Source organism: Microbacterium sp., assembly GCF_011620665.1.
In the GTDB taxonomy this organism is placed as follows: Bacteria; Actinomycetota; Actinomycetes; order Actinomycetales; family Microbacteriaceae; genus Microbacterium.
The window spans coordinates 1-25,167 of record NZ_WOYQ01000004.1 but is presented as its reverse complement, the minus strand read 5'-3'; the positions used below and the strand labels follow the sequence as shown (position 1 = coordinate 25,167).

At 67.6% G+C, this 25,167-nt stretch carries 25 protein-coding genes and 1 tRNA gene; 10 read left to right on the top strand and 16 right to left on the bottom strand.

What is annotated here, in order from left to right; translation table 11 throughout:
• Positions 1–43 precede the first annotated feature (43 nt).
• Complete coding sequence (locus tag QZV81_RS00605) at positions 44–472, top strand: MarR family transcriptional regulator (protein ID WP_292830924.1); 429 nt, start codon at positions 44–46, stop codon at positions 470–472.
• Between the two features lie 16 nt (positions 473–488).
• Here the strand turns inward: QZV81_RS00605 and QZV81_RS00600 are convergent, their stop codons facing one another.
• A complete protein-coding gene (locus QZV81_RS00600; RefSeq protein WP_292830921.1) occupies positions 489–1,955 on the bottom strand; it encodes an L-serine ammonia-lyase, iron-sulfur-dependent, subunit alpha in 1,467 nt (488 codons plus the stop codon).
• 69 nt (positions 1,956–2,024) lie between these two features.
• Between QZV81_RS00600 and QZV81_RS00595 the strand changes: the two genes are divergently transcribed.
• Positions 2,025–3,929: an amylosucrase gene (locus tag QZV81_RS00595; protein WP_292830918.1), complete on the top strand. Its 1,905-nt coding sequence runs from the start codon at positions 2,025–2,027 to the stop codon at positions 3,927–3,929.
• Here the strand turns inward: QZV81_RS00595 and msrA are convergent.
• The 3 genes from msrA to QZV81_RS00580 form a co-directional block, all read right to left on the bottom strand.
• Entirely contained in the window at positions 3,926–4,471 is a 546-nt protein-coding gene (gene msrA, locus QZV81_RS00590) for a peptide-methionine (S)-S-oxide reductase MsrA (protein WP_292830915.1), read from the bottom strand. The two genes, QZV81_RS00595 and msrA, sit on opposite strands and share 4 nt — an antisense overlap.
• Positions 4,468–4,941, bottom strand: a complete 474-nt coding sequence (gene msrB, locus QZV81_RS00585; RefSeq protein ID WP_292830912.1) for a peptide-methionine (R)-S-oxide reductase MsrB — start codon at positions 4,939–4,941, stop codon at positions 4,468–4,470. Before msrB ends, msrA begins: the two co-directional genes overlap by 4 nt.
• Positions 4,942–5,072: 131 nt before the next feature.
• Positions 5,073–5,429: a helix-turn-helix domain-containing protein gene (locus tag QZV81_RS00580; RefSeq protein ID WP_292830909.1), complete on the bottom strand. Its 357-nt coding sequence runs from the start codon at positions 5,427–5,429 to the stop codon at positions 5,073–5,075.
• A 72-nt stretch (positions 5,430–5,501) separates the two neighbouring features.
• On the opposite strand from QZV81_RS00580, the gene QZV81_RS00575 reads away from it, so the two are divergent.
• The gene (locus QZV81_RS00575) at positions 5,502–6,575 is read left to right on the top strand and encodes an LLM class flavin-dependent oxidoreductase (RefSeq protein ID WP_292830906.1); all 1,074 of its coding nucleotides are present in this window, start codon (positions 5,502–5,504) and stop codon (positions 6,573–6,575) included.
• A gap of 35 nt (positions 6,576–6,610) precedes the next feature.
• Here QZV81_RS00575 and QZV81_RS00570 read toward each other — a convergent pair.
• From QZV81_RS00570 to QZV81_RS00555, 4 genes are all read right to left on the bottom strand, one after another.
• A tRNA-Arg gene (locus QZV81_RS00570) sits at positions 6,611–6,683 on the bottom strand.
• A gap of 88 nt (positions 6,684–6,771) precedes the next feature.
• Complete coding sequence (locus tag QZV81_RS00565; RefSeq protein ID WP_292830903.1) at positions 6,772–7,203, bottom strand: YdeI/OmpD-associated family protein; 432 nt, start codon at positions 7,201–7,203, stop codon at positions 6,772–6,774.
• A 31-nt stretch (positions 7,204–7,234) separates the two neighbouring features.
• Positions 7,235–8,068 carry a sulfurtransferase gene (locus QZV81_RS00560; protein WP_292830900.1) on the bottom strand — a complete coding sequence of 278 codons (834 nt, stop codon included), beginning with the start codon at positions 8,066–8,068 and terminating at the stop codon, positions 7,235–7,237.
• A 9-nt stretch (positions 8,069–8,077) separates the two neighbouring features.
• Positions 8,078–8,686 (bottom strand): PadR family transcriptional regulator, encoded by a 609-nt coding sequence (locus tag QZV81_RS00555; protein ID WP_292830897.1) that lies wholly within the window; start codon positions 8,684–8,686, stop codon positions 8,078–8,080.
• Positions 8,687–8,826: 140 nt separating this feature from the next.
• On the opposite strand from QZV81_RS00555, the gene QZV81_RS00550 reads away from it, so the two are divergent.
• From QZV81_RS00550 to QZV81_RS00535, 4 genes are all read left to right on the top strand, one after another.
• Positions 8,827–9,357 (top strand): DUF4395 domain-containing protein, encoded by a 531-nt coding sequence (locus QZV81_RS00550; protein ID WP_292830894.1) that lies wholly within the window; start codon positions 8,827–8,829, stop codon positions 9,355–9,357.
• Positions 9,358–9,512: 155 nt separating this feature from the next.
• Entirely contained in the window at positions 9,513–10,811 is a 1,299-nt protein-coding gene (locus QZV81_RS00545; protein ID WP_292830930.1) for a PLP-dependent transferase, read from the top strand.
• A 9-nt stretch (positions 10,812–10,820) separates the two neighbouring features.
• On the top strand, positions 10,821–11,393 hold the full coding sequence (locus QZV81_RS00540) for a flavin reductase family protein (RefSeq protein ID WP_292830891.1): 573 nt from the start codon (positions 10,821–10,823) through the stop codon (positions 11,391–11,393).
• A 27-nt stretch (positions 11,394–11,420) separates the two neighbouring features.
• Positions 11,421–11,777 (top strand): hypothetical protein, encoded by a 357-nt coding sequence (locus QZV81_RS00535; RefSeq protein ID WP_292830888.1) that lies wholly within the window; start codon positions 11,421–11,423, stop codon positions 11,775–11,777.
• A gap of 52 nt (positions 11,778–11,829) precedes the next feature.
• Here the strand turns inward: QZV81_RS00535 and QZV81_RS00530 are convergent, their stop codons facing one another.
• Together QZV81_RS00530 and QZV81_RS00525 are read right to left on the bottom strand one after the other, a co-directional pair.
• Entirely contained in the window at positions 11,830–12,156 is a 327-nt protein-coding gene (locus tag QZV81_RS00530; protein ID WP_292830885.1) for an ATP-dependent DNA ligase, read from the bottom strand.
• A gap of 48 nt (positions 12,157–12,204) precedes the next feature.
• A complete protein-coding gene (locus tag QZV81_RS00525; RefSeq protein ID WP_292830882.1) occupies positions 12,205–13,326 on the bottom strand; it encodes an acyl-CoA desaturase in 1,122 nt (373 codons plus the stop codon).
• A 141-nt stretch (positions 13,327–13,467) separates the two neighbouring features.
• Between QZV81_RS00525 and QZV81_RS00520 the strand changes: the two genes are divergently transcribed.
• On the top strand, positions 13,468–14,385 hold the full coding sequence (locus tag QZV81_RS00520; RefSeq protein ID WP_292830879.1) for an ROK family protein: 918 nt from the start codon (positions 13,468–13,470) through the stop codon (positions 14,383–14,385).
• A 39-nt stretch (positions 14,386–14,424) separates the two neighbouring features.
• Here QZV81_RS00520 and QZV81_RS00515 read toward each other — a convergent pair whose 3' ends face one another.
• Positions 14,425–15,381: an SLAC1 anion channel family protein gene (locus tag QZV81_RS00515; protein ID WP_292830876.1), complete on the bottom strand. Its 957-nt coding sequence runs from the start codon at positions 15,379–15,381 to the stop codon at positions 14,425–14,427.
• Between the two features lie 149 nt (positions 15,382–15,530).
• Positions 15,531–16,184 carry a transglutaminase family protein gene (locus QZV81_RS00510; RefSeq protein ID WP_292830873.1) on the bottom strand — a complete coding sequence of 218 codons (654 nt, stop codon included), beginning with the start codon at positions 16,182–16,184 and terminating at the stop codon, positions 15,531–15,533.
• Between the two features lie 197 nt (positions 16,185–16,381).
• Between QZV81_RS00510 and QZV81_RS00505 the strand changes: the two genes are divergently transcribed.
• On the top strand, positions 16,382–17,242 hold the full coding sequence (locus QZV81_RS00505) for an alpha/beta hydrolase (RefSeq protein ID WP_292830870.1): 861 nt from the start codon (positions 16,382–16,384) through the stop codon (positions 17,240–17,242).
• Here QZV81_RS00505 and QZV81_RS00500 read toward each other — a convergent pair whose 3' ends face one another.
• From QZV81_RS00500 to QZV81_RS00490, 3 genes are all read right to left on the bottom strand, one after another.
• Positions 17,243–20,047: a lamin tail domain-containing protein gene (locus QZV81_RS00500; RefSeq protein WP_292830867.1), complete on the bottom strand. Its 2,805-nt coding sequence runs from the start codon at positions 20,045–20,047 to the stop codon at positions 17,243–17,245.
• Positions 20,048–20,169: 122 nt separating this feature from the next.
• Positions 20,170–22,476, bottom strand: coding sequence for a glycoside hydrolase family 3 C-terminal domain-containing protein (locus QZV81_RS00495; protein ID WP_292830864.1), 2,307 nt, complete (start codon positions 22,474–22,476; stop codon positions 20,170–20,172).
• A complete protein-coding gene (locus QZV81_RS00490) occupies positions 22,473–23,735 on the bottom strand; it encodes an MFS transporter (protein ID WP_292830861.1) in 1,263 nt (420 codons plus the stop codon). Before QZV81_RS00490 ends, QZV81_RS00495 begins: the two co-directional genes overlap by 4 nt.
• Positions 23,736–23,885: 150 nt before the next feature.
• Between QZV81_RS00490 and QZV81_RS00485 the strand changes: the two genes are divergently transcribed.
• On the top strand, positions 23,886–24,512 hold the full coding sequence (locus QZV81_RS00485) for a TetR/AcrR family transcriptional regulator (protein WP_292830858.1): 627 nt from the start codon (positions 23,886–23,888) through the stop codon (positions 24,510–24,512).
• Positions 24,513–24,603: 91 nt separating this feature from the next.
• Here the strand turns inward: QZV81_RS00485 and QZV81_RS00480 are convergent.
• On the bottom strand, positions 24,604–25,167 hold a 564-nt coding region (locus QZV81_RS00480), incomplete at its 5' end, for an EF-Tu/IF-2/RF-3 family GTPase (protein ID WP_292830855.1).

The window sequence follows — 25,167 nt, the reverse complement described above, 5'->3', positions numbered from 1 at the left end:
CGTCTCATGCCACCCACCCTAGGCGCGCACTAAGGTGGACGCCATGACCGACCGACGCCTTGCGATCTCCGCGTGGGAAAGCCTCTTCCGCGCCCAGCATGCGGTGCTCTACGAGATCAGCGTCGACTTCTACGATAAGGATCTGACTCAGTCGGAATATGACGTCCTGCTCACGGTTTCACGGGGCAAGGGGAATGCCGCTCGATTGCGCGACGTCACGGCGAACATGCTGATCAGCCAGCCCAGCGTCTCGCGTCTCGTCGACCGGATGGTGGCGCGGGGTCTCATCTCGAAATGCCCGGACCCCGAAGACGGTCGCGGCGCTGTCGTGCGCGCGACCGAGCAGGGACTGGCCGCTTTCCGGCGCATCGCGACCGTGCACGGTCAATCGATCGCCGAGCGGATGTCGGTGCTCACCGACGACGAACTCACCCAGTTGCGGGCTCTCACCGCGAAGCTGCGATCGTCCTGAGGACCGCCCCCGACGCTCAGCACTCGATGACGTTGACCGCGAGGCCGCCCTCGCTCGTCTCCTTGTACTTGGTGCTCATGTCGATCCCCGTCTGACGCATCGTCTCGACCACGGCATCCAGCGAGACGAAGTGGGCGCCGTCACCGCGCAGCGCGAGCCGCGAAGCGGTCACCGCGGTCGACGCCGCGATGGCGTTGCGCTCGATGCAAGGGATCTGCACCAGCCCGCCGACGGGATCGCAGGTCAGCCCGAGATGGTGCTCCATCGCGATCTCGGCAGCGTTCTCGATCTGGCGGTTCGTGCCGCCCATCACCGCGGTCAGCCCGCCGGCAGCCATGGCGCAAGCTGATCCGACCTCGGCCTGACACCCGCCTTCGGCACCCGAAATCGAGGCATTCGCCTTGAACAACGACCCCAGCGCCGCCGCCGTCAACAGGAACCTCCTGATTCCCCGCCGCCGGTTCGCCTCCACGGTCGAGGGCGAAGCATCGCCGGCCGGGTGCAGATCGAGCAATGCCGATCCGACCAGCTCCCCGTAGGGGGTCACAGCATTGCCCGACCCGAGCCCCGAGTCGGCGAGGAAGCGCCACCAGTACATCGCGACGGCGGGGAGGATCCCGGCCGCACCGTTGGTCGGTGCGGTCACCACACGGCCACCCGCAGCGTTCTCCTCGTTGACGGCGAGCGCGAACGCGCCCAGCCACTCCCCCGGGATCTCTCGACCACCCTCGTTCTCGACGGCCTCGAGTTGCGAACGAATGGCACCGGCACGGCGCTTGACCTTCAGCATGCCCGGCAGAACGCCGCCGGCGTGGAGTCCGGCATCCACACACGCCGCCATGGCGTCCCAGATCGCATCCAGGCCCGCCGCGATCTCGTCTTCCGTGCGCATCGCCTCTTCGTTCATCCGAGCCGCCTCGGCGATCGATATTCCCCGCTCGTCACACTGCGCCAGGAGTTCCTCGGCGCTCGAGAACGGCACCGGCGCCGCATGCGCCGCAAGGTTCACTGGCTCGCCCTCACGCCGGATGAAACCACCACCAACCGAGTAATACGTCTCGGCGGCCACCTCCGCGCCCGCGGCATCCCATGCCCGCAACGTCATGGCATTGGGGTGTCCAGGCAGGCGGGTGCGGGGCGCGAAGGCGATGTCCGCCTTGGCGAACGAAACCGGATGCCGCCCGCCGAACAGCAGTGCATCTCCATCGTTCCAGTCCGTCCACCGCCGCCGCACCTCAGCGGGATCGACCGTCTCGGGCTCGAGTCCGAGCAGACCGGCCACCACCGCATCCGGCGTACCGTGACCGATCCCGGTCGCGCCGAGCGAACCGTAGAGCACGCACTCGATGCGCGTGACCACGGCCGCCGCCTCACTCACGCGCGCGCCGAAGTCACGGCCGGCTCGCATGGGACCGACGGTGTGGGAGCTCGAGGGGCCGACGCCGATCGAGAACAGCTCGAACGCCGAGACGTATGCGGTCACGTGTCGAGCCTACGCCGCCACACGTCGCCCGGCCGGGCCACCGTAGGCTGGTCGGAAAGGAGCCGCCACATGACCATTCCCGCCGTCCGGCCAGTCGACGTCTTCGACGAGGATCGCGCCGCGGCACTGGCCGCCGCGTCGACCTCGGGGCGGGTCGACGACGACTTCCTCGAGCGATTCGACGCCCACTTCCCGCGCCTCCACGGCTTGTTCACTCGACTGTACGGCGCACGCCCCGACAGACGGGAGCAGCTCGCGCAGGTGGTGGCCACAGCATCCGCCTCGTGGAACACTCGTCCCCTCGATCTCAAGGTCCACGATCGGCAGCGCAGGAGCGACCCCGACTGGTTCCAATCCGAACGGATGCTGGGTGGCGTCTGCTACGTCGACCGCTTCGGGGGCAACCTCGCCGGCATCCGCGAGCAGATCCCGTACTTCCGTGAGCTGGGACTGACCTACCTGCACCTCCTGCCCCTGTTCGACAGCCCCGACGGCGAAAGCGACGGCGGGTACGCGGTCTCGAGCTACCGCCGCGTGAACCCGAGCCTCGGGACGATGACCCAGCTCGCTGATCTTGCCGCCGAGCTGCGGCTGGCGGGAATCTCGCTCGTGCTCGACTTCGTCTTCAATCACACGAGCGACCAGCACGACTGGGCGCAGAGGGCACTCGCCGGTGACCCCGAGTTCGAGGACTTCTACCTGATCTTCCCCGACCGCAAGATGCCGGATGCGTACGAGCGGACGACGCGCGAAGTCTTCCCGGACGACCACCCCGGCTCTTTCGTCGCCCTCGAGGACGGTCGCTGGGTGTGGGCCACGTTCCACCGGTACCAATGGGACCTCAACTATGCGAATCCGGCGGTTTTCCGCGCCATGGCCGGCGAGATGCTGTTCCTCGCGAACCAGGGCGTCGAGGTGCTGCGAATGGATGCCGTGGCGTTCATCTGGAAGCAGCTGGGCACCTCGTGCGAGTCACTGCCCGAGGCGCACCTGGTGCTGCAGGCATTCCATGCCGTGCTGGCGATGGCGGCACCGGGGGTCGTGTTCAAGTCCGAGGCGATCGTGCACCCGGACGAGGTGGTGTCCTACGTTTCACCCGAAGAGTGCCGCCTCTCATACAACCCGCTGCAGATGGCGCTGACCTGGGAGGCGCTCGCCACGCGCGACGCGCGCCTCTTGCAGCAGGCCCTCGAGCGTCGTCACGCCCTGCCCGCCGGTACTGCGTGGGTCACCTACGTGCGCAGTCATGACGACATCGGATGGACGTTCGCCGATGAGGATGCTGCAGAGCTCGGGATCGACGGCCGTGGTCACCGCGAGTTCCTGAATCGCTTCTACACGGGCCGGCACGAGGGCGCTTTCGCGCGCGGCGTCGCCTTTCAGCAGAACCCCACGTCCGGTGATGCCCGTGTGGCCGGCACGACCGCTTCCCTCGCCGGGATCGAGGCGGGGGACCCGGGCGGTGAGGATCGGGTCGTTCTCGCGCACGCGATCGCCCTCTCCACCGGCGGGGTGCCACTGCTCTACCTCGGCGACGAGGTCGCCCAGCTCAATGACTACTCCTACGCGGATGATCCCGGCCGCCGCGGCGACTCGCGCTGGGTGCACCGGGGCAATCGCCCCCGGGATCAGTACGCTCGCCGCGGCGACACATCCACGCCCGCGGGCCGTGTGTTCGAACGGTTGACGAAGCTCATCTCGGTGCGGCGCGCGACGCCCGAGTTCGCGGGCAACTCCCTGTCCACGTTCCGCACCCCGCACGCGAGTGTGCTCGGCTACCAGCGAATCGCCGGAGACTCGGTCGTCCTGGTCCTCGCCAACGTGTCGGATGCCGAGGTCCAGATCGACCCGATGACGCTCTCCGGCCTCATGCGCACGGCGCGTGATCTCGTGCGCAACGCCGACGTCGATCTGAACGAGGGCATCGTGTTGCGGCCGCATGGATTCGTCTGGCTGCGAACCCGTTCCGCCTAGACCGCCGCGTCGGCGCCGCGCCTGGGGAGAACCCAGCCGGGTCGCACGAAATGGCAGGTGTAACCGTGGGGGTTGCGCACAAGGTAGTCCTGATGCTCGGGCTCGGCCTCCCAGAACGGGCCGGCGGGCTCAATCGTCGTGACAACCGCGCGCGGCCAGAGCCCTGAGGCATTCACGTCGGCGATCGTGTCGCGCGCGACTCGTTCCTGTTCGTCGGTGAGCGGGAAGATCGCTGACCTGTAACTCGTTCCGACGTCGTTGCCCTGCCGGTTCAGAGTCGACGGGTCGTGAATCTGAAAAAAGAAGGCGAGGAGGTCACGATACGTCGTCTTCGTCGGATCGAAGACGATCTCAACCGCCTCGGCGTGACCCGGGTGCATGCGGTAGGTCGCGTGGTCGTTTCGGCCGCCGGTGTACCCGACACGCGTATCGAGCACGCCCGGCTGACGGCGGATGAGGTCTTCGACGCCCCAGAAGCAGCCGCCGGCGAGCACGGCCGTCTCCGTTCCGGGTGTGCGGGTGATGGCTCCGGTATCGATCATGATGCGTTCTCCTCGGTGGTGGTGACGTCCTCGAAGAGCGTGCGGTACTCACCGTAGCCCTGCGATTCGAGCTCCGCGGCCGGCACGAATCTCAGTGCCGCCGAGTTCATGCAGTAGCGCAGGCCGCCGGCATCTCGCGGCCCGTCATCGAAGACATGGCCGAGGTGGCTGTCGGCGCCTGCGGAGCGCACCTCGGTGCGCCTCATCCAGAGGACCCCGTCGACCTTCTCGGTCACGGCGGACGCCTCGATCGGACGGGTGAAGCTCGGCCACCCGGTTCCGCTGTCGAACTTGTCCGTCGATGAGAACAACGGCTGGCCGGAGACGACATCGACGTAGATGCCGTCCTCGTGCGTGTTCCAGTACTCGTTGTGGAACGGCGGCTCGGTGCCGTCGTCCTGCGTCACGCGGTACTGAGCGGGCGTCAGACGGCTGAGAGCGTCGGCCGTCGCGCGGTAGTCGTGGGCCATGCGGGTCCTCCTCATTCTGCGCGGTCGGCTGCCGCGCTACTGAAGAGAACGACCGGGGGCGCGATTTTGGTCCCGCGGGACTGGGAGCACACTGTGAATCCGCACCGGGTGATCGTCGGCGACGATCCCCGTCACTTCTCTGAGTCGTAGCGGCGCCGGGCGGCCGAGACGTCGTCGAGGTGCTGATCCGTCCAGGTTGCCAGCACGCGGAAGGCGGGCAGAAGAGTCTCGGCGAGCGGAGTGCCCGCGTACTCGACGCGGGGAGGAACCTCGGCAAAGCAGGTGCGATGGATGAGTCCGTCGCGCTCGAGTCTTCGCAGTCGTTCGGTGAGCACCTTGGGGGTGATGTCGGGAATCAGGGCGCGCAGCTGCGAAAAGCGGAGAGTGCCGTGTTCGCTGAGAACCCAGAGGATATGCGACGTCCAGCGGGGCAGCAGAATCTCGACCGCAGGACCGAACGGGCAGGGATCGTCGAGCGTCTTGCGCATCGGACTCTCCGTTCTGGGCTCTTCCGGTATCCACTTGGAAACCAGTATGAAAAGAATACTAGTATGACGAGCATGGAACTAGGCATCTACACATTCGGGGACATGATCGGCGAAACGACTCCGCGCACCTGGGGTCTCCGCCTCGACGCACTGCTGCGTCAGGCGGAAGCTGCGGACGCGGCTGGACTGGATGTCTTCGCCCTCGGCGAGCATCATCGTCCCGACTTCGCGGTGTCTGCCCCGGAAGTCGTGCTGGCAGCGGTGGCGGCGCGCACGCAGCGGATCCGCCTGACGACATCGGTGACGGTTCTCTCCACCGCGGATCCGGTGCGCGTGATGGAGCAGTTCGGAACTCTCGATCAGCTCTCGCACGGGCGCGCGGAGATCACCGTGGGGCGGGGCGCGTTCACCGAGCCGTTCCCGCTGTTCGGCTACGACATGCAGGACTACGACGGTCTCTTCGAAGAGAAGCTGCGACTGTTGATCCAGTTGAGGGATGCCCCGGGCAAGCCCTGGCAGGGCCGGTTCCGCACTCCGCTGGCGGGGAACATGCACGTGGGTCCGCGACCCATCCAGGACCGTCTGCCGATCTGGATCGGCGTCGGCGGAACGCCGCAGAGCGCGGTACGGGCCGGGGGGCTGGGCCAGCCGATGTTCCTGGCGCTGTTCACCGGGGCGGCACAGGGCGTGCGCCTCGTGGAGCTGTACCGGCGTGCCGGAGAAGCTGCCGGGCATCCGGCCGAAGCACTGCAGCTGGCCACCGGCGGGCACATGTTCGTCGGACGGAACTCGCAGCGCGCACAGGATGAGTTCTACCCGTACTACGCCCACTACATGTCGCTGCATCCCGCGTTCCGGGACGGCATGCCGCGGCACGTCTACGATCAGTGGGTCGCCGCGGGGCTGCTCGTGGGCAGCCCGCAGCAGATCATCGACGGCATCCTGACCCACCGCGAGGTGCTCGGATCGGATCGATTCGTCGGTCAGTTCGACCCCGGTATGCCCGAAGCCGCCGCCGACGCGAGCCTGGAGCTCTTCTTGACCGAGGTGCTGCCCGTGATCAAGGCCGAGACCCGCGCGGACCACGAGACATCGGGCGCTCGTCAGGATCAGAGTGACAGCGCAGAAACGGAAAAGGGCCGATAATCGGCCCTTTTCCCATTCACTGTCTCAACACAGTGTGCGCCCGAAGGGACTCGAACCCCCAACCTTCTGATCCGTAGTCAGATGCTCTATCCATTGAGCTACGGGCGCCCGGCCGACTCTCGAAGGCCAGCGATCAGCTTACATCAGGCCCCGGCATCCTCCCAATCAGCCCGGCAGTGACCTCCGCCGCTCCGGATCAGCCGCGAAGCTTCGCGACGACCGCCTCAATGCGGCGGGCGCGGGTCTCAGCGGCTTTCGCGCCGTCGACCGCCGTCACGTGCGCCTTGCGGACGCTCGGCGATAGGGCGTCGAAGGCGTCGGTCGCTCCGGCGGCGGCGAGCGCAGCGGTCAGATCGTCCGGGACCTCGACAGCCCGCGGAGCCGTATCCAACTCGATGTCGACCACGAGCGCATCGCCGCCGGCGATCCCGGACGCGGCCCGCTTGTCGGAGCTGAACGGAATGAGCGCCTTTCCTCCCATGACGCCCACGGTCGAGCGATACGCGAAGCCGTTCACCTGCACGGCCACGGCCGGCCGCTTGCCGCCGCCGAGCGAGGTGATCACCTCGGGTGGCACCTCGATCCCCGTGTTGTTGCCGAACTGCTGCATGATCGTCTCGAAGCGCATGATCTGTGGGTATCACACGCCGAGGGCGAGATCAACCGCCGGCGCCGGTAGCCACCGGACGATCGGGGTGGTTCGACCACTCGCTCCACGATCCCGGATACAGCGCCGCCTCGTAACCGGCGATCGCGAGGGCGAGCACCTCCTGCGCCGCACTCACGCCGGACCCGCAGTAGACGCCGACCGGCCTCTCGCCGGCCCCGAAGCCCGCGAAGCGAGCGCGCAGGTCGGCCGGGCTGCGCATGCGGCCGCGATCGTCGACATTCTCGCTCGTGGGCGCGCTGAGCGCACCCGGGATGTGACCGGCGCGCGGGTCGATCGGCTCGGTCTCACCTCGGTAGCGTTCGCCCGCGCGTGCATCCAGCAGAACGCCATCCTGCGCGAGAACGGCGGCCTCGTCGATCGTGAGCTGCGGGAGGTGACCCGGATGAAGGGTGACCGACCCCGGCTCCGGCGTGACCTCGCCGGTCTCGAGCGCCAGACCGTCCGCGAGCCAGGCGGACAATCCGCCGTCGAGCACGCGCACGTCGACGCCGGCATCCCGCAGCATCCACCACGCGCGCGCAGCGCCGAAACCGAGCCAGTCGTCGTAGACGATCACGGTATCGCCGTCATGGATCCCCCAGCGGCGGGCGGATGCCTGGAACTCCCCTGCCCCCGGCAGCGGATGCCGGCCGTGGGCCGGCGCGCCGCGTGCGGCGAGTTCGTCATCGAGCGGCACGAAGACGGCGCCCGGCAGGTGACCCTCCAGGTACGCGGGGTGCCCGTCGGGGCCACCCAGACGCCACCGGATGTCGAGGATGACGGGGACGCGGCGGCCTCGGAGGAGGTCGTTCACCTCGGCGGCGGTCGTCAGAAGCGCGGTCATGTGGTGAGCCTACCCAGCGACCGCGCTACCGGCCGCGGGAGTCCTGGCCGGTCGGCCCCGTCTGGGCGCGTCGGCGGAGAGAGCGAGCGCCAGCGTCCCATCCGGATGCCGCGCGACGCGCTCGGCGGCGGAGTCGAGCCAGCGCAGCTCGGCTTCGGCCGCGAACAGCATCGCATCCACGACGAGGGCACGGGCGAGCTCGACGGGATCGTTCACTTCTGCGGGCGACTCGACGCGCAGGCGATCCACCCGAACCCGCGCGGCCGCCCGCTGCGCGTCGATCACCCCCGACACCTCCACACCGGGAAGAGTCGCCGCAACGGCCAGTTTGATCGCGAGCTCATCGCGCGTCCCCGGTGCGCGCTCCACGGGGGACGCGAGCCAGGCGCGGACCTCGGTCGAGCCGGCTTCCGTGATCCGCCAGACCACGTGCCCCCGCGCATCCATCGCGTCCTTGGCGACCAAACCGCCCTGTTCGAGTCGGTCGAGGGTGTTGTAGATCTGCCCCACGTTCAGCGGCCACGTGGATCCGGTGCGTCGATCGAACTCGCTCCGCAGCTGATAGCCGTAGCAGGGCCCCTGATCCAGGATCGCCAACAGGCTGTGGCGTACCGACATCCCCACCTCCGTCCCTACCGGGTATGTACATACCCGGTATCCATTGTGCACTCACATCAGCCGCGCTGCACGGCGTGACCATGTGTCTCCGTGTGACACCGTCCGTCCGCGAACCACGCCGATCTGGCTACCGTGGGCGCATGGCCACGACTCCTGACAGCACCGCCCGTCCCACCCCGATCGATCCGCGCGGACCCCGATTCGGCGCATCCATCACGTCCGTCCTGCTCCTGATCGGCACATTCCTCGCTCTTGTGGGGTCCGCGACCCGGCCGGGCACCTCGATCGGCGATCGCGTCGCCGACCCCGCGTTCTGGGTTCTCCTGGTCGTCGATCTCCTCTTCGTCTGGGGCTTCACCTCTGCGTCCACTTCGCCCTCGTCGGTGATCTTCCGCACGCTCATCCGGCCCCGTTTGACGGCTCCGACCGACCTGGAGGACCCGCGGCCGCCGCGATTCGCGCAGGTGGTCGGATTCGCGATCGTGACGATAGGACTTGTGCTCCATCTGGCGGGCGTGCCGTGGGCGCTGCCGATCGCCGGTGCGATCGCGTTCATCGCCGCCTTCCTCAATGCGGTCTTCGGCCTCTGCCTCGGCTGCCAGCTGTATCTGGGCCTCGCTCGCCTCGGTCTCATCCGCCCGCGCGGCGGGCTCGTGACCGGTGTCGCCTGACCTCGTATGACACCGAACGCGCACGCAGAGGTCGTCACCCCTAATCTGTGGGAGTGACCTCCTTACACGCAGGCGCCGACACCGGCGACGACACCGGCGACGGCCCCGCTCACCCGCACTACGACTGGGATGGCTTCGGATTCGACACCCGTCAGGTGCACGCCGGCGAGCGCGAGGAACGAAACTTCTCCGCACGCGTCACGCCGATCTACCTCTCCGCGGCGTACCGATTCGATTCCTTCGACGAGGCCGAGGCGCGCTTCACCGGCGCCGACCAGGGACAGCTCTACTCGCGCAATCTCAACCCGACCCATCTGGTCGCCGAGGACCGGGTCGCATCGCTCGAGGGCGGCGTGGGCGCGATCGCCGTGGGATCGGGGCAGGCGGCGATCACCGCGGTGCTGCTCGGGCTCGCGGGCGGCGGGGAACATCTGATCGCGACGGCGAGCCTCTACAGCGGCACGCGGGTTCTCTTCGACCGCACGTTCCGCCGTCTCGGGGTCGACGTCGACTATGTCCGCGATCCGCGCAACGCGGCCGAGTGGGAGGGCCTGATCCGGCCCGACACCAAGGCCGTGTTCCTCGAGACGATCCCGAACCCCAAGTGCGACCTCATCGACGTGCGGGCGGTCGCCGCCATCACTCGGCGCCACGGCATCCCCCTCGTCGTCGACAACACGGTCGCGACGCCCTACATCATCCGTCCCTTCGAGCACGGCGCCGACGTCGTCGTGCACTCCTCGACGAAATTCCTCACGGGACACGGCGCAGCCCTGTCGGGGGTCATCGTCGACGGCGGAACCTTCGATTGGGCCGGCTCGCCGCGCGCGTACCCGGGGCTGACCGAGCCGGTCGGCCCCGGAAAGCCATCGTATGTGGAGGAGTACGGGCGGCACGCGCTCGAGGCGTATCTGCGCTTCGGAATCGTCAACGACCTGGGACCCGCCCTTTCGCCGGTGAACTCGTTCCTCCTTCAGCAGGGAATCGAGACGCTTTCTCTGCGGATGGCCAAGCACCTCGAAAACGCGGCGGCGATCGCGCACTGGCTGAACGATCACCCCGCCGTCGAGAGCGTCGACTTCGCGGGTCTCCCGGACAACGAATACTTCCCCATCGCTCAGGAGCGGTTCGGCGGCCACGCGGGATCGGTCTTCTCGTTCACGATCAGGGGTGGCCGGCGCAGCGCGGCGCGGTTCTTCGACGCGCTGCGCGTCTTCAGCCGCATGACGAACATCGGCGACGTGCGGTCGATGGCGCTGCACCCGGCCACGACGACGCACGCGGGCTTCACGGTCAACGAGCGTTCGCGCCTCGGCATCGGCGAGGGGCTCATCCGCCTCTCGGTCGGGATCGAAACGGTCGCCGACCTCGTCGCCGACCTCGACCAGGCCCTCCACGCCGCGTGCGGTGATGCGGGGATGCCGACGGGCCCCGACCCCGCTGCGGGGGCGTAGCGTCGAGGTATGCCATCGTCCTCCCACCCAGACGTCGACCCGCGGCCTGCCGGCCCGGCGCCGGCTCCCCACTTCGGCTCGTCACTGTCGGCGGATGAGTTCAAGGCCCTCTTCCGCGGGCATCCCGGCGGGGTCGCCGTGATCACCGCCGATGCCGGTGACGGACCCGTCGCACTGACCGCGACATCGGTCGCGTCGGTGAGCACGGAACCGCCGCTGCTGATCTTCTCGATCTCGGCACAGTCCTCGGCATCCGACGTTCTCCTGAGGGCCGAGACGGTCGTCGTGCACCTCTTGGACACGCAGGATCTCGAGTTGGCGAAGCTCGGCGCGACCAGTGAGATCGACCGGTTCGCCCAGCCGGACCGGTGGTCGCGACTCGTGACCGGCGAGCCGGTGTATCGCGATGTGCGCGCGTGGGTGCGTTGCGCCGTCATCGGGCGAATGGATGCCGGCGGCTCCACCGTCGTCGCCGCTCACGCGCTGCAGTATGAGCTCGGCCGCGATGCCGACGACAGTGAGGCTCTGGTCTATCACAACCGCACCTGGCACCGACTGGGCGAGCACTCGCGCATCGGCTGAGAAGATGCCCGCGTTAGAATCGCGTCCGTGGGAACTCTCTACTACGGCGGGTCGGCGACACCGATCCACATCGACGATCGGGCTCTTGCTCACCTGAAGGTCGTCCTGGCGACCAAGCTGCGACGCGGCGAGAGCTTCACGCTGTCGTGGCGCCATCCCGACGACGAACCGCGCGGCCGCAGCACGATCTGGCTGCACCCGTCGATTCCCATCCGATTCGTCTTCGACGACCCCGAACCCACTGAGCTCAGCCGCGAGTGGATTGAAGAGCTCGCACAATCCGCGAACTCTTCGGGCGGGATCACCCTCATCGCCGAGCACATCGACGCTGCGCGAGAAGCCCGTGAAGATGCTTCACCGCAGACTGTCGACGTGGCCGGCTGAACCGCGCTCGCGCCCAGCGGATCGGCACGCTCTGCGGGGTACAGTCTTCCGCTCAGCCGAGGATGACCTCGCCGGTTGCGGAGACGGCAGGTTCAGGCACCACGTAGAGCCCCGAACCGGAGTTCGCCGTGTGGCTCAGCGCTTCAAGCCAGGCTCGGTTGAGGCTCGGCTGCCTGCTGCCGTGGAACTTGAAGACCAGCGAGGCCTGCGGATGCAGCCACACCGTCGTGCGACCTTCGCCGAGGCTCGCGTCGTTGCGCCAAGTGAAGTAGAACGGCTCGCCACGACGGAGCTTCTGCCCGATCACGACCTGCAGGTGCGCGAGAGCCCGGTCGTCGATGTCGACCTTCGCGTCGCCCTCATAGCTGAACCTGCCCACTCCCCTACCGTAATCCGTCGGTGAGCCCGACCTGAGCGATGCCCCGCGTCACGCGCGGCGGTACTCAGAGACCATCGGGCAGTCGAACGGGTCCCGCGCGGCCAGGCCGACGCGGTTGAGGTACTCGATCACGATCGCGTACGAGCGCCACAGGCTCGTTTCCGTGTACGGCACGCCGGTGGACTCACAAGCGTCACGGACGATCAATCGCGCCTTCGCCAGCTGCGGACGGGCCATGCTCGGGAAAAGGTGATGCTCCACCTGGTAATTGAGTCCACCCATCAACCAGGTCGCCCACCAGCCGCCGCGGATATTGCGCGACGTGCGCACCTGCTTGCTGAAGAAGTCGAGGCGCGCGCCCTCGGCGATGATCGGCATGCCCTTGTGGTTGGGAGCGAATGACGCGCCCATGTAGACGCCGAAGATCGCGAGCTGCACACCGAGGAAGGCGAAGGCCATGCCGATCGGCAGGAGCAGGAAGACCGGGACCAGCACGACCGCGAGACGGGCCGCGATCAGCGTGAGCTCGAGCCAGCGGCCGGGGATCTTCTCCTTTGTGGTGATCAGGTGCTTGAGCCCCAGGTAGTGAAGGTTCAGACCTTCGAGTGTCAACAGCGGGAAGAACAGCCAGCCCTGTTTGCGGGTGATGAGGCGAAGGAGGCCCCGTGCCTTCGCGGCATCCTCCTCGAGGAAGGAGATCGTGTCGACGGCGATGTCGGGATCCTTGCGCACACGATTGGGGTTCGCGTGATGGCGAGAGTGCTTCCCGTCCCACCAGGAGTAGCTCATCCCGACGACGCCGCCGGCGATGAACCGGGCCAGTCGGTCGTTCGCGGGTCCGGTCGCAAGGATCTGGCGGTGCGCCGCCTCGTGCGCCAGAAATGCAGCCTGCGTGAACACGATGCCGAGTGCGCCGGCGATCAGGAGCTGGAACCAGCTGTCGCCGAGCAGGATGAAGCCTGCCACGCACGCACCCAACGCGAGCGCGACGGCGGTGCCGACGAGCGCGTAGAACCAGGGGGTGCGGCGCAGGAGCCCGAGCTCTTTGGCGACCTGCGAGACCTGCGTGTACGCGCGGGCCGCGGGAGGGAACGTCTCGGCGGTGGCATAGGTCTGCCGGACGGGCCCCAGGGTAGAGGTGTTCTGTGATGCGAGGCCAGGTGCGGCCACGAGTGGCTCCAGTCGATCGGCGCGGTTCCCGAAGAAGATCCGTTGGGCGAAGCCAAAGGCGGATGCCGATCGCTGGGGCCGACACTACGCTGGATGTCATGCTGTGAGGGGCATGGAACAGCGCATTCCCGGAGGATTCACATGGCACTCGCACTTGCCATCGATCTCGGCGGCACCAAGGTCGAGGCCGCGCTGGTCGACGCGGCGGGAACCATCGTCCCCGGCTCCCGGACGAGGATCGCGACCGGTGCGGCCGCCGCCGCGGACCGCGGTGTGCTCGAGAGAGCGCTGACCGGCGTGATCGCGCACTGCCGATCGCTGCCCGGGTGGAGCATGGTGACGGCGGTCGGGGTCGGAGCGGCAGGACCCATCGACCGGACTGCGGGCACGATCTCCCCCGTCAACCTGCCTTCGGCTCGCAGCTTCCCGCTCGTCGACATGGTCGCGCGGGAAAGCGGGCTCAGTGACGTCACCCTGCGCCTCGACGGCACCTGCATCGCACTCGCCGAGGTATGGCTCGGTGCCGCGCGGGGCGCCACCAACGCGCTCGTGTTCGTGGTCTCGACAGGGATCGGAGGCGGAATCATCTCGGACGGCCGCCTCCTCGCCGGCGGCTCGGGAAACGCGGGCCACCTCGGGCAGGTCATCGTGGGGGACATTCACGGGGATGCTGCAGCATCCACCGTGGAAGAGCGCGCATCAGGACCTCACGCGGTCGCATGGGCGCAGCGGCAGGGATGGAGCGGGACGACCGGTGAGGAGCTGGCCGCCGCCTACCGCGACGGCGACATCATCGCCGTCTCCGCCGTCGCACGATCCGCCCAGGCCATCGGCATAGGGCTCGCGAGCACGGCGACACTGCTCGATCTGGATCTCGCCGTGATCGGGGGCGGCTTCTCGTTCGTCGCCGATGACTTCGCCCCGCAGATCGAGGCTGCCGCACACGCGGCGTGCGTCAACGCGTACGCTGCGCGATTGCGGGTCGTTCGCGCCGAACTCGGCGGCGATGCACCCCTGATCGGGGCGGCGGCACTCGTCCACCGGCGTGATTTGCTGTAGCACGCAGAGAGCGAGCGGAGACCTCCGTGCGGGGAGACGCTACTCGGGCACACAGATTTCGGAGCGTGCTGCCGCGCGAAAGGTCAGCGCCATGGCGGCGAAGACCAGGAGCGTCGTGAAAGCCAGAAGCACCACGCCGATGATCGCGATGATCACACCGGGGTTCGCACCAGCCATGGCGATCGTTGCGGCCGAGACTGCCGCCATCGGGAAGGTGTAGGCCCAGAACGAGATCGCGAACGGCACGCGGATGAGGACGCGTATCCGCGCGACGAGCAGGAGCACGAACATCAAAGCCGCGCCAGCGAGAATGCGCGGTACGGGTCCGCTCAGGTCACCGGTGAGGACCCCCCACGAGAGCATGATGATCGAGGGCGGGGCGATGAAGATGGCCAGGGTCGGCAGGAGCTTGGGCGGCAACGGATCGCTGTGCAGGAGGACCCGCAGAAGAACAATCGGCAGCAAGGCGAGCCAGAGCACGACGCCCGCACCGAACGAGAACCAGGCGAGATCGATCGACCCCAGCCGCGGAGCGGCCAGCGGCACGATCGCATTGCCGACGATCGGGATGAACCAGACCGGGGTGACGCTGGCCAGCGTTATGTCGCTCCGGACGAACCATGCGCTGAGGATCGCGACCGTGACCACAACGTGAGACACCGTGCCGATCCACCAGAGAACCGAAGCGAGCGCCGGCGCGATGTCCTGACCGGCGGTGGCGAGCACGAGGAGACTGACGGTCAGCGTGGCGACGAAGGGCATGCGCATCGGGTTCCGCAGTTCGGCGCGGGCATCGGCGCTGTATCGCACCCATTTGACGGCGGTGAGGGCCAGAAGGATGCCGAAGACGCTCAGACCGGCCCAGAAAAGGATGGCAGCGGGCCAGTCAGGCCAGCCCCAGACCGACGCGGCCCTGCGCCAGGGCAGAGCCAGACCACCGATGCCCATCACGGATGCGAACAGCGGGAGCGGGAGGAAGCGGAGCTTGGCGAGCATGAGGGCACCTAGGGGGGTCGATGATTGACGGATACCCCCTAGGGTATTTTGTCGAGGAGGGGAAATGGAACGAAGACCCGTCCGTGGAAGCGGCTGCAGACCCCTGCGTGGGGCGCGGGGCCATGCCCGCTCCCCACAGCGCGATCAGATCAGGCGAATTTTTCGTCCGCGACCGCGGCGCTGTCGTCGAAGCGGAATCCGTCGTAGGACGCCAGGATGCGATCGAGCGGAAGGTCCTCGAACCAGCCGTGATCGTCCACGTACTCCATATACTCCGAACCGTCTCCGGAGAACGGATGCAGGAGCGCGTCGTGCACACCGTCGAACTCGAGTGGCTCCACGCCGAACCTTGCGCACAGCTCGGCATTGAACGCCGGAGTCGCTTTGACCCAGCGTCCGTCGATCAGCATTTCGGTGTAGCCGTGCCAGGGGAACAGGTCGCTACCTTGCATCTTCTCCCGCAGCGTGTCGGTCTGCAGGTGATTGCGCACATCGGCGAAACCCAGCCGGGCGGGAATTCCCGCGGCACGGGCTGCCGCCGTCAGCAGAACGGCCTTGGGCACGCAGTACGCGCGCGTCGTCGTCGCCACGACGCTCGCGCGGAAGTCGCTCTCTGCCGCAGGAATCAGGTACGGGTCGTACCAGATGCCGTCGCGCACAGCCGCGAAGATCCGGCTGGCCTTCTCGACGGGGTCCGTGGCGTCGCCGATCGCCTGTGCGGTGAACTCCTGCACGGCAGGCTGGTCCCAGTCCAGGAAGCGTGTCACCTCGGTGAATGTCGGCTCAGCGGACTTCGCACTCATCGCAACCCCCACGCCATCGGAGCGCCCCGACACGGGCGCCGAGCGCCACGTTACCAGACGGCCTTGAAAGGCGCTCTGGTCGAGGAGCTCGGCAGGGTGTGGAGTCTCGGGGCACTGCCCCTGGCGGGATCGGATGCCGCGGGCTACCGTCGGAGATAGGGTCGTGGCTTCCGGTGCCCGACCGAACGGAGAACACAATGGCGTACGTGACCGTCGGGACCGAGAACTCGGGCGACATCGAGCTCTTCTACACCGACCAGGGACCCATGGCCCCGCGAGAAGGTGCAACCGCGCAGCCGGTCGTCCTCATCCACGGCTTCCCGCTCAACGGCGAGTCGTGGGGCAAGCAGCAGGCGGCCCTGCTGGATGCCGGATACCGGGTGATCGCCTATGACCGACGTGGCTTCGGCGCGTCGTCGAAACCAGGATCGGGCTACGATTTCGACACCTTCGCTGCCGATCTGCACGCGCTCATCGAAGATCTGGACCTCAACGATGTCGTCCTGGTGGGATTTTCGATGGGCACCGGAGAGATCGCCCGCTACCTCTCGCGCTACGGCAGTGCGCGGGTGGCGAAGGCGGCGTTCTTCGGGTCGCTGGAGCCCTTCCTGCTCAAGACCGACGACAACCCCGGGGGCACAGCGCAGCAGGAGTACTTCCAGGAAGTGAGCGCGTCCGTGCGCGCCGACCGCCACGCGTTCCTCACCGACTTCTTCCAGAACTTCTACAACCTCGACGAGCTGCTCGGCTCACGCATCTCGTGGGAGGCGGTGGAGGCGAGCGTGCAGGTCGCCAACTACGCCGGCAACACCGCCATCGCCGCAGCGCCCTTGACATGGCCGACCGATTTCCGAGGCGACATCCCGAGCATCACTGTCCCGGCGCTCATTGTGCACGGCACGGCCGACCACGTCGTCCCGATCGATGCGACCGCAAGACGGTTCCGCGACCTGCTGCCGGATGCGACGTACGTCGAGGTCGAAGGCGCCCCGCACGGCTTGCTCTGGACTCACGCCGCAGAAGTCAACGAGGCCCTGCTGGCGTTCCTCGCGTCCTGATCAGGCGCGGCCGATCCTGCGTCGCATGATCATCGCGACCGATCCCACGCTCAAGAGGATCAGAGCGAGAGCGGCCGCACCCGACGCACTTCCCGTTTGGGAACCGGTTGCCGCGAGCGAACCGCTCGCGGGGAGCGAGCCGGTCACCGTGACCTCGGTCCAGCCCACGACGCGGCCCGCGGCGTCGAGCACGACGAAGCGGTGATCGCCGGGCGCCACGCCTGCGGGCAGCGTGACAGCGATCGTGCCGTCTGCGGCGACGACCGCGGAACCGAGTGAGATCGGCGTGGAGTGCAGCCATACCCAGACGGTGTCACCGGCATACCGCGCGCCGACGAACAGCGTCACGGTTTGCCCGGGAGCGGCCGTGTCGGGCGCCTGGACCGCGCCGCGGTTCGCATCGATCAGCTCGGCATCCGATGCCGGTCCCGGCGCCGGTGCAAGCGTCGGGGTCGGGGTCGGGGTCGGCTCCGGGTCGACAGAGACCTCCACGCACGGGAGAGTGCCGCTGCGCAGCGAGTGGCCGTCGGTGTCGCCGTCGTCCGCCCACACGACGTCCTGGAAATCGTCGGTGCAGGTGGAGGATGGCGCGATCGCCATACCCTCGTTGTTGAGGTTGGGCATCCCGGCCGGACGAGCGTAGGTGCGGTCGACCCGGAAGTCTCCGTCGACCACCTTCAGGATGTTGTAGACGCCTCCGCAGCTGTCGTCACACAGAGTCCACAGCGCCGCACGATCAGGATCGTAGGCGACATCCATCGACCAGGGGAAGCCGGATGCCTCGACCTTCACCTCGACCGGGGGGGCGCCGACCGCGAGGGAGAAGAAGTGCAGTGCACCCGTCCCCTCGACCGCCGTGACGAACAAGCCGGGCGTCGGGTGAGCGGCCGCGGTGTAGGCCGCGCCACCCGCTCGCCAGCCGGCGTTCACGAGGAACGCGTCGGGAACATACGTGATCCCCTCGAGACCGAGGTTCGTGCCGGTCTGCACGAATTCGTTGACATCCCACTCGTGGGTGGCGATCAGCTCGGTCGTGGCGCTCGACACCGCACTCACGTCGTAGCGCGCGACCTTGTTGTACGAGGTTCCCTTGGCGCGGAGGTTGTCTCGCTCCGAGGTGAGGTAGATCGCACCATCGGGGCCGACCGTCACGCCCTCCGCGTCGAGCTCGCCGCCGCCGTCGACGAAGCGGAGCGGGAGCCCGCCATCCCACTCGGGGAAGGCCGTGTACAGGCCGTCGACCTGGTGCATCTTGAAGAGGCGGCCCTTGTTCATTGCCACCCAGAGAATGCTCGGATCGTTCGGGTCGAACGCGACGCCCGAGACGTCCCCCTCGTCGTTGGCGTCGAGGTCGGTGAACGCGTCGACGGCATCGACGACCTCAACAGTGCTCGCGCCCGGCCAGATCTCGGTGCTCAGAGCGGGGCAGGCGTTGACGGACCCCCAGGTCGCGGTCGGGGTCTCGACGTACGAGACGGTGCCGAACAGCTCACAGCGACTGTATGAAGCAATGCCATCTTCGTACCAGGTGTGCGCGATGACGCTCGCCCCATCGTCACCGCGGCGAACGGTGAGCGAATCAGCGCTCTCGAGTCCGACGATGTCGTGGCCGACGTAGAAGGCTCCCGGAGCGAGAACAGTTCCCACAGGCACGGTGTGGACGACGTTGCCGTCGGAGTCCAGCAGCTCCCAGCCGGAGATCTCGACGGGCGCCGTTCCCCCGTTGAGAAGCTCGGCCTTGCCTCCGACGTTGGACACTTCGTTCAGGACGACGGTCGTATCCAGGCGGCGAGACTTGGTCGCACAGGAGTCGGCGTTGTCCCGGCCGAAGCTGCTCTCAGTCACGCGCCAGAAGTCGTCGGATCCATCGGGACATGCGGCTGAGGCGAGGGCGTCAGACTCGTAGGCGTCGGATACGCCGGCATCGCCGTCCCCGTAGCTCTGCTCATCGATGAGGAGTCGGGTCGCCGCATCGGCGCCCGGACCGTAGAGCTTCACACTGTCGCCCTCACCGGAGAGCCCCTTCTTCGACGAGAAGACCACGTAGCCACCCGCGGGGATGATCCAGGAGCCGGCCGGCTCGAGCGAGTCCCCGTCCCATGCTCTGAGGTCCGCAAGAGTCAACGGCGAAGCGCCTTCGGCCGCACCGCTGTCGGTCTGGTACCAGCCTTCGACACTGACATCGCTCCCACCGGTGTTGACGAGCTCGACGGCATCCTTCAATCCGGTATTGCCCGCATCATCGTCGTTGAGAGACGAGATCTCGTTGATCTCGATGTCATCCCAGCCGGGGTCGAGCGCCGGAGGCGGTGTCACGGCGCAGATGTTGGCGGCGCCCGGAGTGGGCTCGGTCCCCCGAAACACGCCGTTCCCGTCGGGGCACCGGCCCCACGAGGTGGCATGCGTGGCAGCCGGCCACGTGGTCGTGTCGACCACCGTCGACGCGTCGGGGAGGTAGAGGTTCGCTTCGTCCCCCTTGCCGAAGCCGGCGGCGGTGTAGTCGACCTTCAGGAATCCTCCTGCGGGGATGAGGGTCCCTTCGGCGAGTGGCTGGACGTGTGTGGGGTCGGAGGTCCGCGCGTTGTCCGAGACCAGCCATCCTGAGACGTCGACCGCCGCAGATCCGGTGTTGATGAGCTCGATCCAGTCCGCCGGGTCGGAGCTGACCTCGTTGATCTTGACATCGCTCGTCACGGCCGACACGGGCGCACCCGCGAAGACGGTGAGCGGAAGGATGCCGATGGCAAAGGCGACGCCGGCCGTGAGAATACGGGGACGAGGACGGACATGCAGGGGGGAACGCATCAGTATGCACCTTCGGGCGAGGGACGATTACGCACCATCCTGCTGATGCCCGGAAGCCGGGAGGTGAACGAGAGCTGACGTGTTCGCGATCGTCGGAGATCGGCATCCACCAGCCGGACGTATCAGCCCTGCGGGGCGTTGGCCATCGCGATCAGGCCCTCAATCAGCTCGGGGGTGATGGAGGCGTTGGGGTCGCCGGCGGCGAACATGCCGGCCCGGCCGATCGGGAACGAGGCCATCATCCTCGACATGTCGACGCCCTCGGGCATGATCGAGGCGGCGCTGTCCATCTCGCCCATCATCTGAGCGATCGCCGCCTGCACCATGCCACCGACGACGGGGTGAGCCATGACCTCCGCCAGCGACGACGATCTCGACAGCGGCACCCGCAGAGCGTCGCCTTCGAGCTCGACCTCTGCGGTCGCGCGGATGTCGCGGCTCGATGCTCCGATCTCGATTGCATACGAGCCACCCTCGACGACCCAGCGGTCCACCCGGACGTCCCAGTAGGCGAGGTCCTCGCGGTGCACCACCAGCGTGACCGTGCGGGTCTCCCCCGGCTCGAGGGCGACCGAGGCGAACGCCTTCAGCTCGCGCAGCGGACGCTGCACCAGCCCGCCCGGCAGCGACGTATAGACCTGCACGACCTCGCGCCCTGCACGATCACCCGTGTTGGTCAGCGCAAGGGTCACCGAGACCGAGCCATCACCGGCGACCTCGGCAGAAGCATCCCCATAGCCGAAGGTCGTGTATGACCGTCCGTGGCCGAACGGGAAGGCGACCTCCATGCGCCGCGCGTCGTACCAGCGGTATCCGACGAAGAGCCCCTCGCCGTAACGGGTGTGCGAGAACTCGCCCGGAAAGTCGAGGAACGCCGGCGTGTCCTCAAGGCGCAACGGCATCGTTTCGGTGAGCTTGGCCGACGGGTTCACGTCGCCGAAGAGCACGTCGGCGGTTGCGCCGCCGCCAGCCTGGCCGAGCAGCCAGGCCTCGAGGATCGCGGGCACGCGGTCCGCGAACGGGAGCGCCACGACGCCTCCGTTGGAAAGCACGACGACCGTGTCAGGCTTGACCTCGAGCACGGCATCGACCAGCGCGAGCTGTTCGGCGGGCAGGTCGATGTCGTCGCGGTCATACCCCTCCGACTCGAGGCGGGCGGGAAGGCCCAGGAACAGCACGGCGACCTCGGCGGCGGATGCCGCGACCACCGCGGCGTCACGCAGCTCCGCTGTCTCGTCGGCCGACACGGTCACGGAGTTGCTGAATCCCTGAGCGTACGCGACCTCACCCGAGGCCAGCGCGCGGATCTCATCCAGCGCGCTGTCGAGGCGCGTGGGATTGATCATCGAGGAGCCCGCGCCCTGGTAGCGGGGCTTGTCGGCGAACTCGCCGATCACCGCGATACGGGCGTTCTTGGAGAGGGGCAGCACCGTCGACCCCTCAGGTCCACGCGTGTCGTTCTTCAGCAGCACGATGCCGCGGCCCGCGGCCTCGCGCGCCAGGGCATGGTGGGCATCGACGTCGAGGGGTCCCTCGACCGAGCCGGCACCGGCCTGGTACTTTCGCACGAGATCGAGCACGCGTCCCGCCGCCGTGTCCACGACAGACTCGTCGACCGAGCCGTCCTTCACCGCGGCGACGATCTGCGCGTCTGTGATCCCGTTCGAGCTCGGCATCTCCAGGTCCATGCCCGCGGCGATCGACGGAACCCGCTCGTTGACCGCCCCCCAGTCCGACACGACGAGGCCGTCGAAACCCCACTCGTCACGCAAGACCCTCGTGAGCAACCAGGGATCCTCCGACGCGTACACGCCGTTGATCCGATTGTACGAACACATGACCGTCCACGGCTGGGCCTCCTGAACCACCCGCTGGAAACCGCGCAGGTAGATCTCGCGCAGCGGCCGCGCGTCGACGTCCGAGGAGACCCGCATGCGATCGTCCTCCTGGTTGTTCGCCGCGAAGTGCTTGAGCGAGGTCCCCACGCCCTTGGACTGGATGCCTTTCACGATCGCGGCCCCCAGCACTCCGGAGATGACCGGATCTTCGGAGAAGTACTCGAAGTTGCGGCCGCACAGCGGGGAGCGCTTGATGTTGAGTCCGGGGCCCAGCAGCACCGCGACGTCCTCTATCGAGGTCTCGGTGCCGAGTGCCTCGCCAACGCGGTGGATGAGATCGACGTCCCACGAAGACCCCAGTGCGACCGCGGGCGGGAAGCACGTGGCCGGCACGCTGTCTCCGAGGCCGAGGTGGTCGCCGCCGTCGCGCTGCTTGCGGAGCCCGTGAGGTCCGTCGGTCACCATGATCGAGGGGATGCCGAGCCGCTCGATCGGGGTGGTGTGCCAGAAGCTCGCGCCACTGGTGAGCGAGGCCTTCTCCTCCAGCGTCAGATCGGTGACCGTCACGTCGACCGCCCGCTTCGCGCTCATCGCGTGGCCTTGATCGGCCAGACGGCGAACGCGCCCAGGACGCTGAGCACGATGGCGACAGGGAAGAGCCCCGCGAAGCCGAAAGTGAGCACGATCGCACCGGCGACCGCGGGCGCGATCGTCTGCGGCAGCGTGGCTGCGATGTTGACCACGCCGAGATCCTTCGCGAAGGACTTGGCTGAGGGCAGAACTTCGCTCATGAGCGCGGTGTCGACCGCCTGGAACATGCCGAAGCCGAGTCCGGCGAGGAGCGTCATGAGCATCCACGACTCCAGAGTCGGGGCCAACCACGGCAACAGCATGGCAAGCCCCAGCATGAGGGATGACGCGAAGACGAACGGCTTTCGGCGACCCAGACGATCGGACAGCGGACCAGAGATGATCGTGGCGATCAGGATGCCGGCGATGCTGATCAGGCCGAGCATCGGAATCACCTGCTCAGGGTTGTCGACACCGAGGTAGTCGGTGAGGATGAACAGCTGGTACCCGGTTACGGCGAAGTACCCCGTGTAGAGCAGGAGACGCCCGGTGAACGCCCAGAAGAAGTCGGGGTGCGTGATCGGGTTGACCCAGAACGTCCGCAGGAACGCTCCGGCGTCGAAGGGCTCGCGTGGGAGGTCCGTGCTCGGATAGTCGGGGTTGAAGACCACGAAGAGGCTCAGAGCTACGACCGAGAGGACGGCGAAGACGATATACCCGAGCGTGAGGCTGTTGAAGAACATCGAGCCGAGGATCGAGCCGCCCAGCACACCCACCATCAGTCCGATACCCGAGAGTGCGGCGAACGTGCCACGCCGGGCGACCGGCACGCGATCGGGCATCACCGCGCTCAGCGGGCCCTGGGCGAAGTTGTAGGAGATCTGCACGAGCGTCCAGGCGATCGCGATCCCGACCAGCGTGTGGGCGAACGCGAGGCCGACGAGCGACAGTGCGCCGGCGAGCGAGCCGATCACGATCCAGGGGGCGCGGCGCCCGAACCGCGATCGGGTGCGGTCGGAGATCTGACCGGCGACCGGCTGCATGATCATCGCGGCGAAGGCACCGATGGTTGCGACGATCGCGAGGTTCGCGACCTTGTCGGCCTCACCGAACGCCAGTGTGATCTGCTGCGGAAGCAGGATGCCGGGGACCGCTCCCCACACGAGGAACACGCCGAGGTTGGCCGGAATGATCCAGCCGAGAAGACGGCGAAGACCCCTTATCGGAGCAGGCGGGTCTTCGTTGCCGGCTGCTGTCGATACAAAGGTGCTCTCGGTCATCAGCGCTGCCGCCTCGATCGGCGCTTCAGGCTGGACAGGGATGTCTGACATCATCGTCGGATTTCCTCTCGGGCATCCACCCTGGACGCTCGAGGAAAACCATAGGGCACTCGGTTTTGAGAATCAAGTCCTGTTCGGTTTACTGGGGCTATGGCAGAGCAGCAAAGACTTCGCGGTCCGTACGCAAAGGGCGTCGCCAAGCGTGACGAGATCCTCGAGCGCGCGCTCGAGGTCATTGCGCGCGAAGGCTACCGGGGCGCATCGGTCAAGGAGCTTGCGGAGGCCGTCGGCCTGAGCCAGGCCGGACTCCTGCACTACTTCGACAGCAAAGAGGAGCTGTTCACCGAGATTCTGCGCAAGCGCGATGAGGTCGACATCGCTGAACAGGACCTGGTGGGCGACGAGCCGGCAGACCTGCGTGCGGCCTACCTCGCCGTCATCCGGCACAACGCCGAGGTGCCCGGGCTCGTCCAGCTCTTCGCGCGGCTCTCCGTCGACGCCACCGATCCCGCGCATCCCGCCCACCGGTTCTTCATCGAGCGAGGCGTGGGCCTGCGAACGTTCTTCGCGAGCGCGATCGCGGACCGCCAAGCCACCGGGGCGATCACCGATCGGATCGACGCCGACACCCTGGCCCGGATCGTGCACGCCGTCGTGGATGGCATGCAGGTGCAGTGGATGCTGGAGCCCGACGTCGACATGGCCGCCACGGTCGAGGCGCTGTTCGAGCTGCTGTCGCCCGCACCGGGCGAAGGGGTGTCTCGCACCTCGAACTGAACCGACCGAACCGACGAGAGCTGGTCCGCGATCACACAGAGGTGCCCCCAGGCCGAAGCCCAGGGGCACCTCTGCGTTCAGATCGCTGTGATCACTTCAGGATCTTGGTGACGGTGCCGGCACCGACGGTGCGGCCACCCTCGCGGATGGCGAAGCCGAGTCCCTCTTCCATGGCGATGGGCTGGATCAGCTCGACGGTCATGTCGGTGGTGTCTCCGGGCATGACCATCTCGGTGCCCTCGGGCAGCGAGATGACGCCGGTGACGTCGGTGGTGCGGAAGTAGAACTGCGGACGGTAGTTCGTGTAGAAGGGGTTGTGACGGCCACCCTCCTCCTTGGACAGGATGTACGCCGTGCCCTCGAAGTTCGTGTGGGGCGTGACCGATCCCGGCTTCGCGACGACCTGGCCGCGCTCGACGTCGTCACGCTTGGTGCCGCGCAGCAGCAGACCACAGTTCTCGCCGGCCCAGGCCTCGTCGAGCTGCTTGTGGAACATCTCGATGCCCGTGACGATGGTCTTCTGCGTCGGGCGGATGCCGACGATCTCGACCTCGGAGTTGATCGCCAGCGTGCCACGCTCGGCGCGACCCGTGACGACCGTGCCGCGGCCGGTGATGGTGAAGACGTCCTCGATCGGCATGAGGAACGGCTTGTC

Coding starts and splice junctions, on each gene's coding strand:
- QZV81_RS00605 (WP_292830924.1), top strand. CDS start 44: ATGACCGACCGACGCCTTGCGATCTCCGCGTGGGAAAGCCTCTTCCGC.
- QZV81_RS00595 (WP_292830918.1), top strand. CDS start 2,025: ATGACCATTCCCGCCGTCCGGCCAGTCGACGTCTTCGACGAGGATCGC.
- msrA (WP_292830915.1), bottom strand. CDS start 4,471: ATGATCGATACCGGAGCCATCACCCGCACACCCGGAACGGAGACGGCC.
- msrB (WP_292830912.1), bottom strand. CDS start 4,941: ATGGCCCACGACTACCGCGCGACGGCCGACGCTCTCAGCCGTCTGACG.
- QZV81_RS00580 (WP_292830909.1), bottom strand. CDS start 5,429: ATGCGCAAGACGCTCGACGATCCCTGCCCGTTCGGTCCTGCGGTCGAG.
- QZV81_RS00575 (WP_292830906.1), top strand. CDS start 5,502: ATGGAACTAGGCATCTACACATTCGGGGACATGATCGGCGAAACGACT.
- QZV81_RS00565 (WP_292830903.1), bottom strand. CDS start 7,203: ATGCGCTTCGAGACGATCATGCAGCAGTTCGGCAACAACACGGGGATC.
- QZV81_RS00560 (WP_292830900.1), bottom strand. CDS start 8,068: ATGACCGCGCTTCTGACGACCGCCGCCGAGGTGAACGACCTCCTCCGA.
- QZV81_RS00555 (WP_292830897.1), bottom strand. CDS start 8,686: ATGTCGGTACGCCACAGCCTGTTGGCGATCCTGGATCAGGGGCCCTGC.
- QZV81_RS00550 (WP_292830894.1), top strand. CDS start 8,827: ATGGCCACGACTCCTGACAGCACCGCCCGTCCCACCCCGATCGATCCG.
- QZV81_RS00540 (WP_292830891.1), top strand. CDS start 10,821: ATGCCATCGTCCTCCCACCCAGACGTCGACCCGCGGCCTGCCGGCCCG.
- QZV81_RS00520 (WP_292830879.1), top strand. CDS start 13,468: ATGGCACTCGCACTTGCCATCGATCTCGGCGGCACCAAGGTCGAGGCC.
- QZV81_RS00515 (WP_292830876.1), bottom strand. CDS start 15,381: ATGCTCGCCAAGCTCCGCTTCCTCCCGCTCCCGCTGTTCGCATCCGTG.
- QZV81_RS00510 (WP_292830873.1), bottom strand. CDS start 16,184: ATGAGTGCGAAGTCCGCTGAGCCGACATTCACCGAGGTGACACGCTTC.
- QZV81_RS00505 (WP_292830870.1), top strand. CDS start 16,382: ATGGCGTACGTGACCGTCGGGACCGAGAACTCGGGCGACATCGAGCTC.
- QZV81_RS00500 (WP_292830867.1), bottom strand. CDS start 20,047: ATGCGTTCCCCCCTGCATGTCCGTCCTCGTCCCCGTATTCTCACGGCC.
- QZV81_RS00495 (WP_292830864.1), bottom strand. CDS start 22,476: ATGAGCGCGAAGCGGGCGGTCGACGTGACGGTCACCGATCTGACGCTG.
- QZV81_RS00490 (WP_292830861.1), bottom strand. CDS start 23,735: ATGACCGAGAGCACCTTTGTATCGACAGCAGCCGGCAACGAAGACCCG.
- QZV81_RS00485 (WP_292830858.1), top strand. CDS start 23,886: ATGGCAGAGCAGCAAAGACTTCGCGGTCCGTACGCAAAGGGCGTCGCC.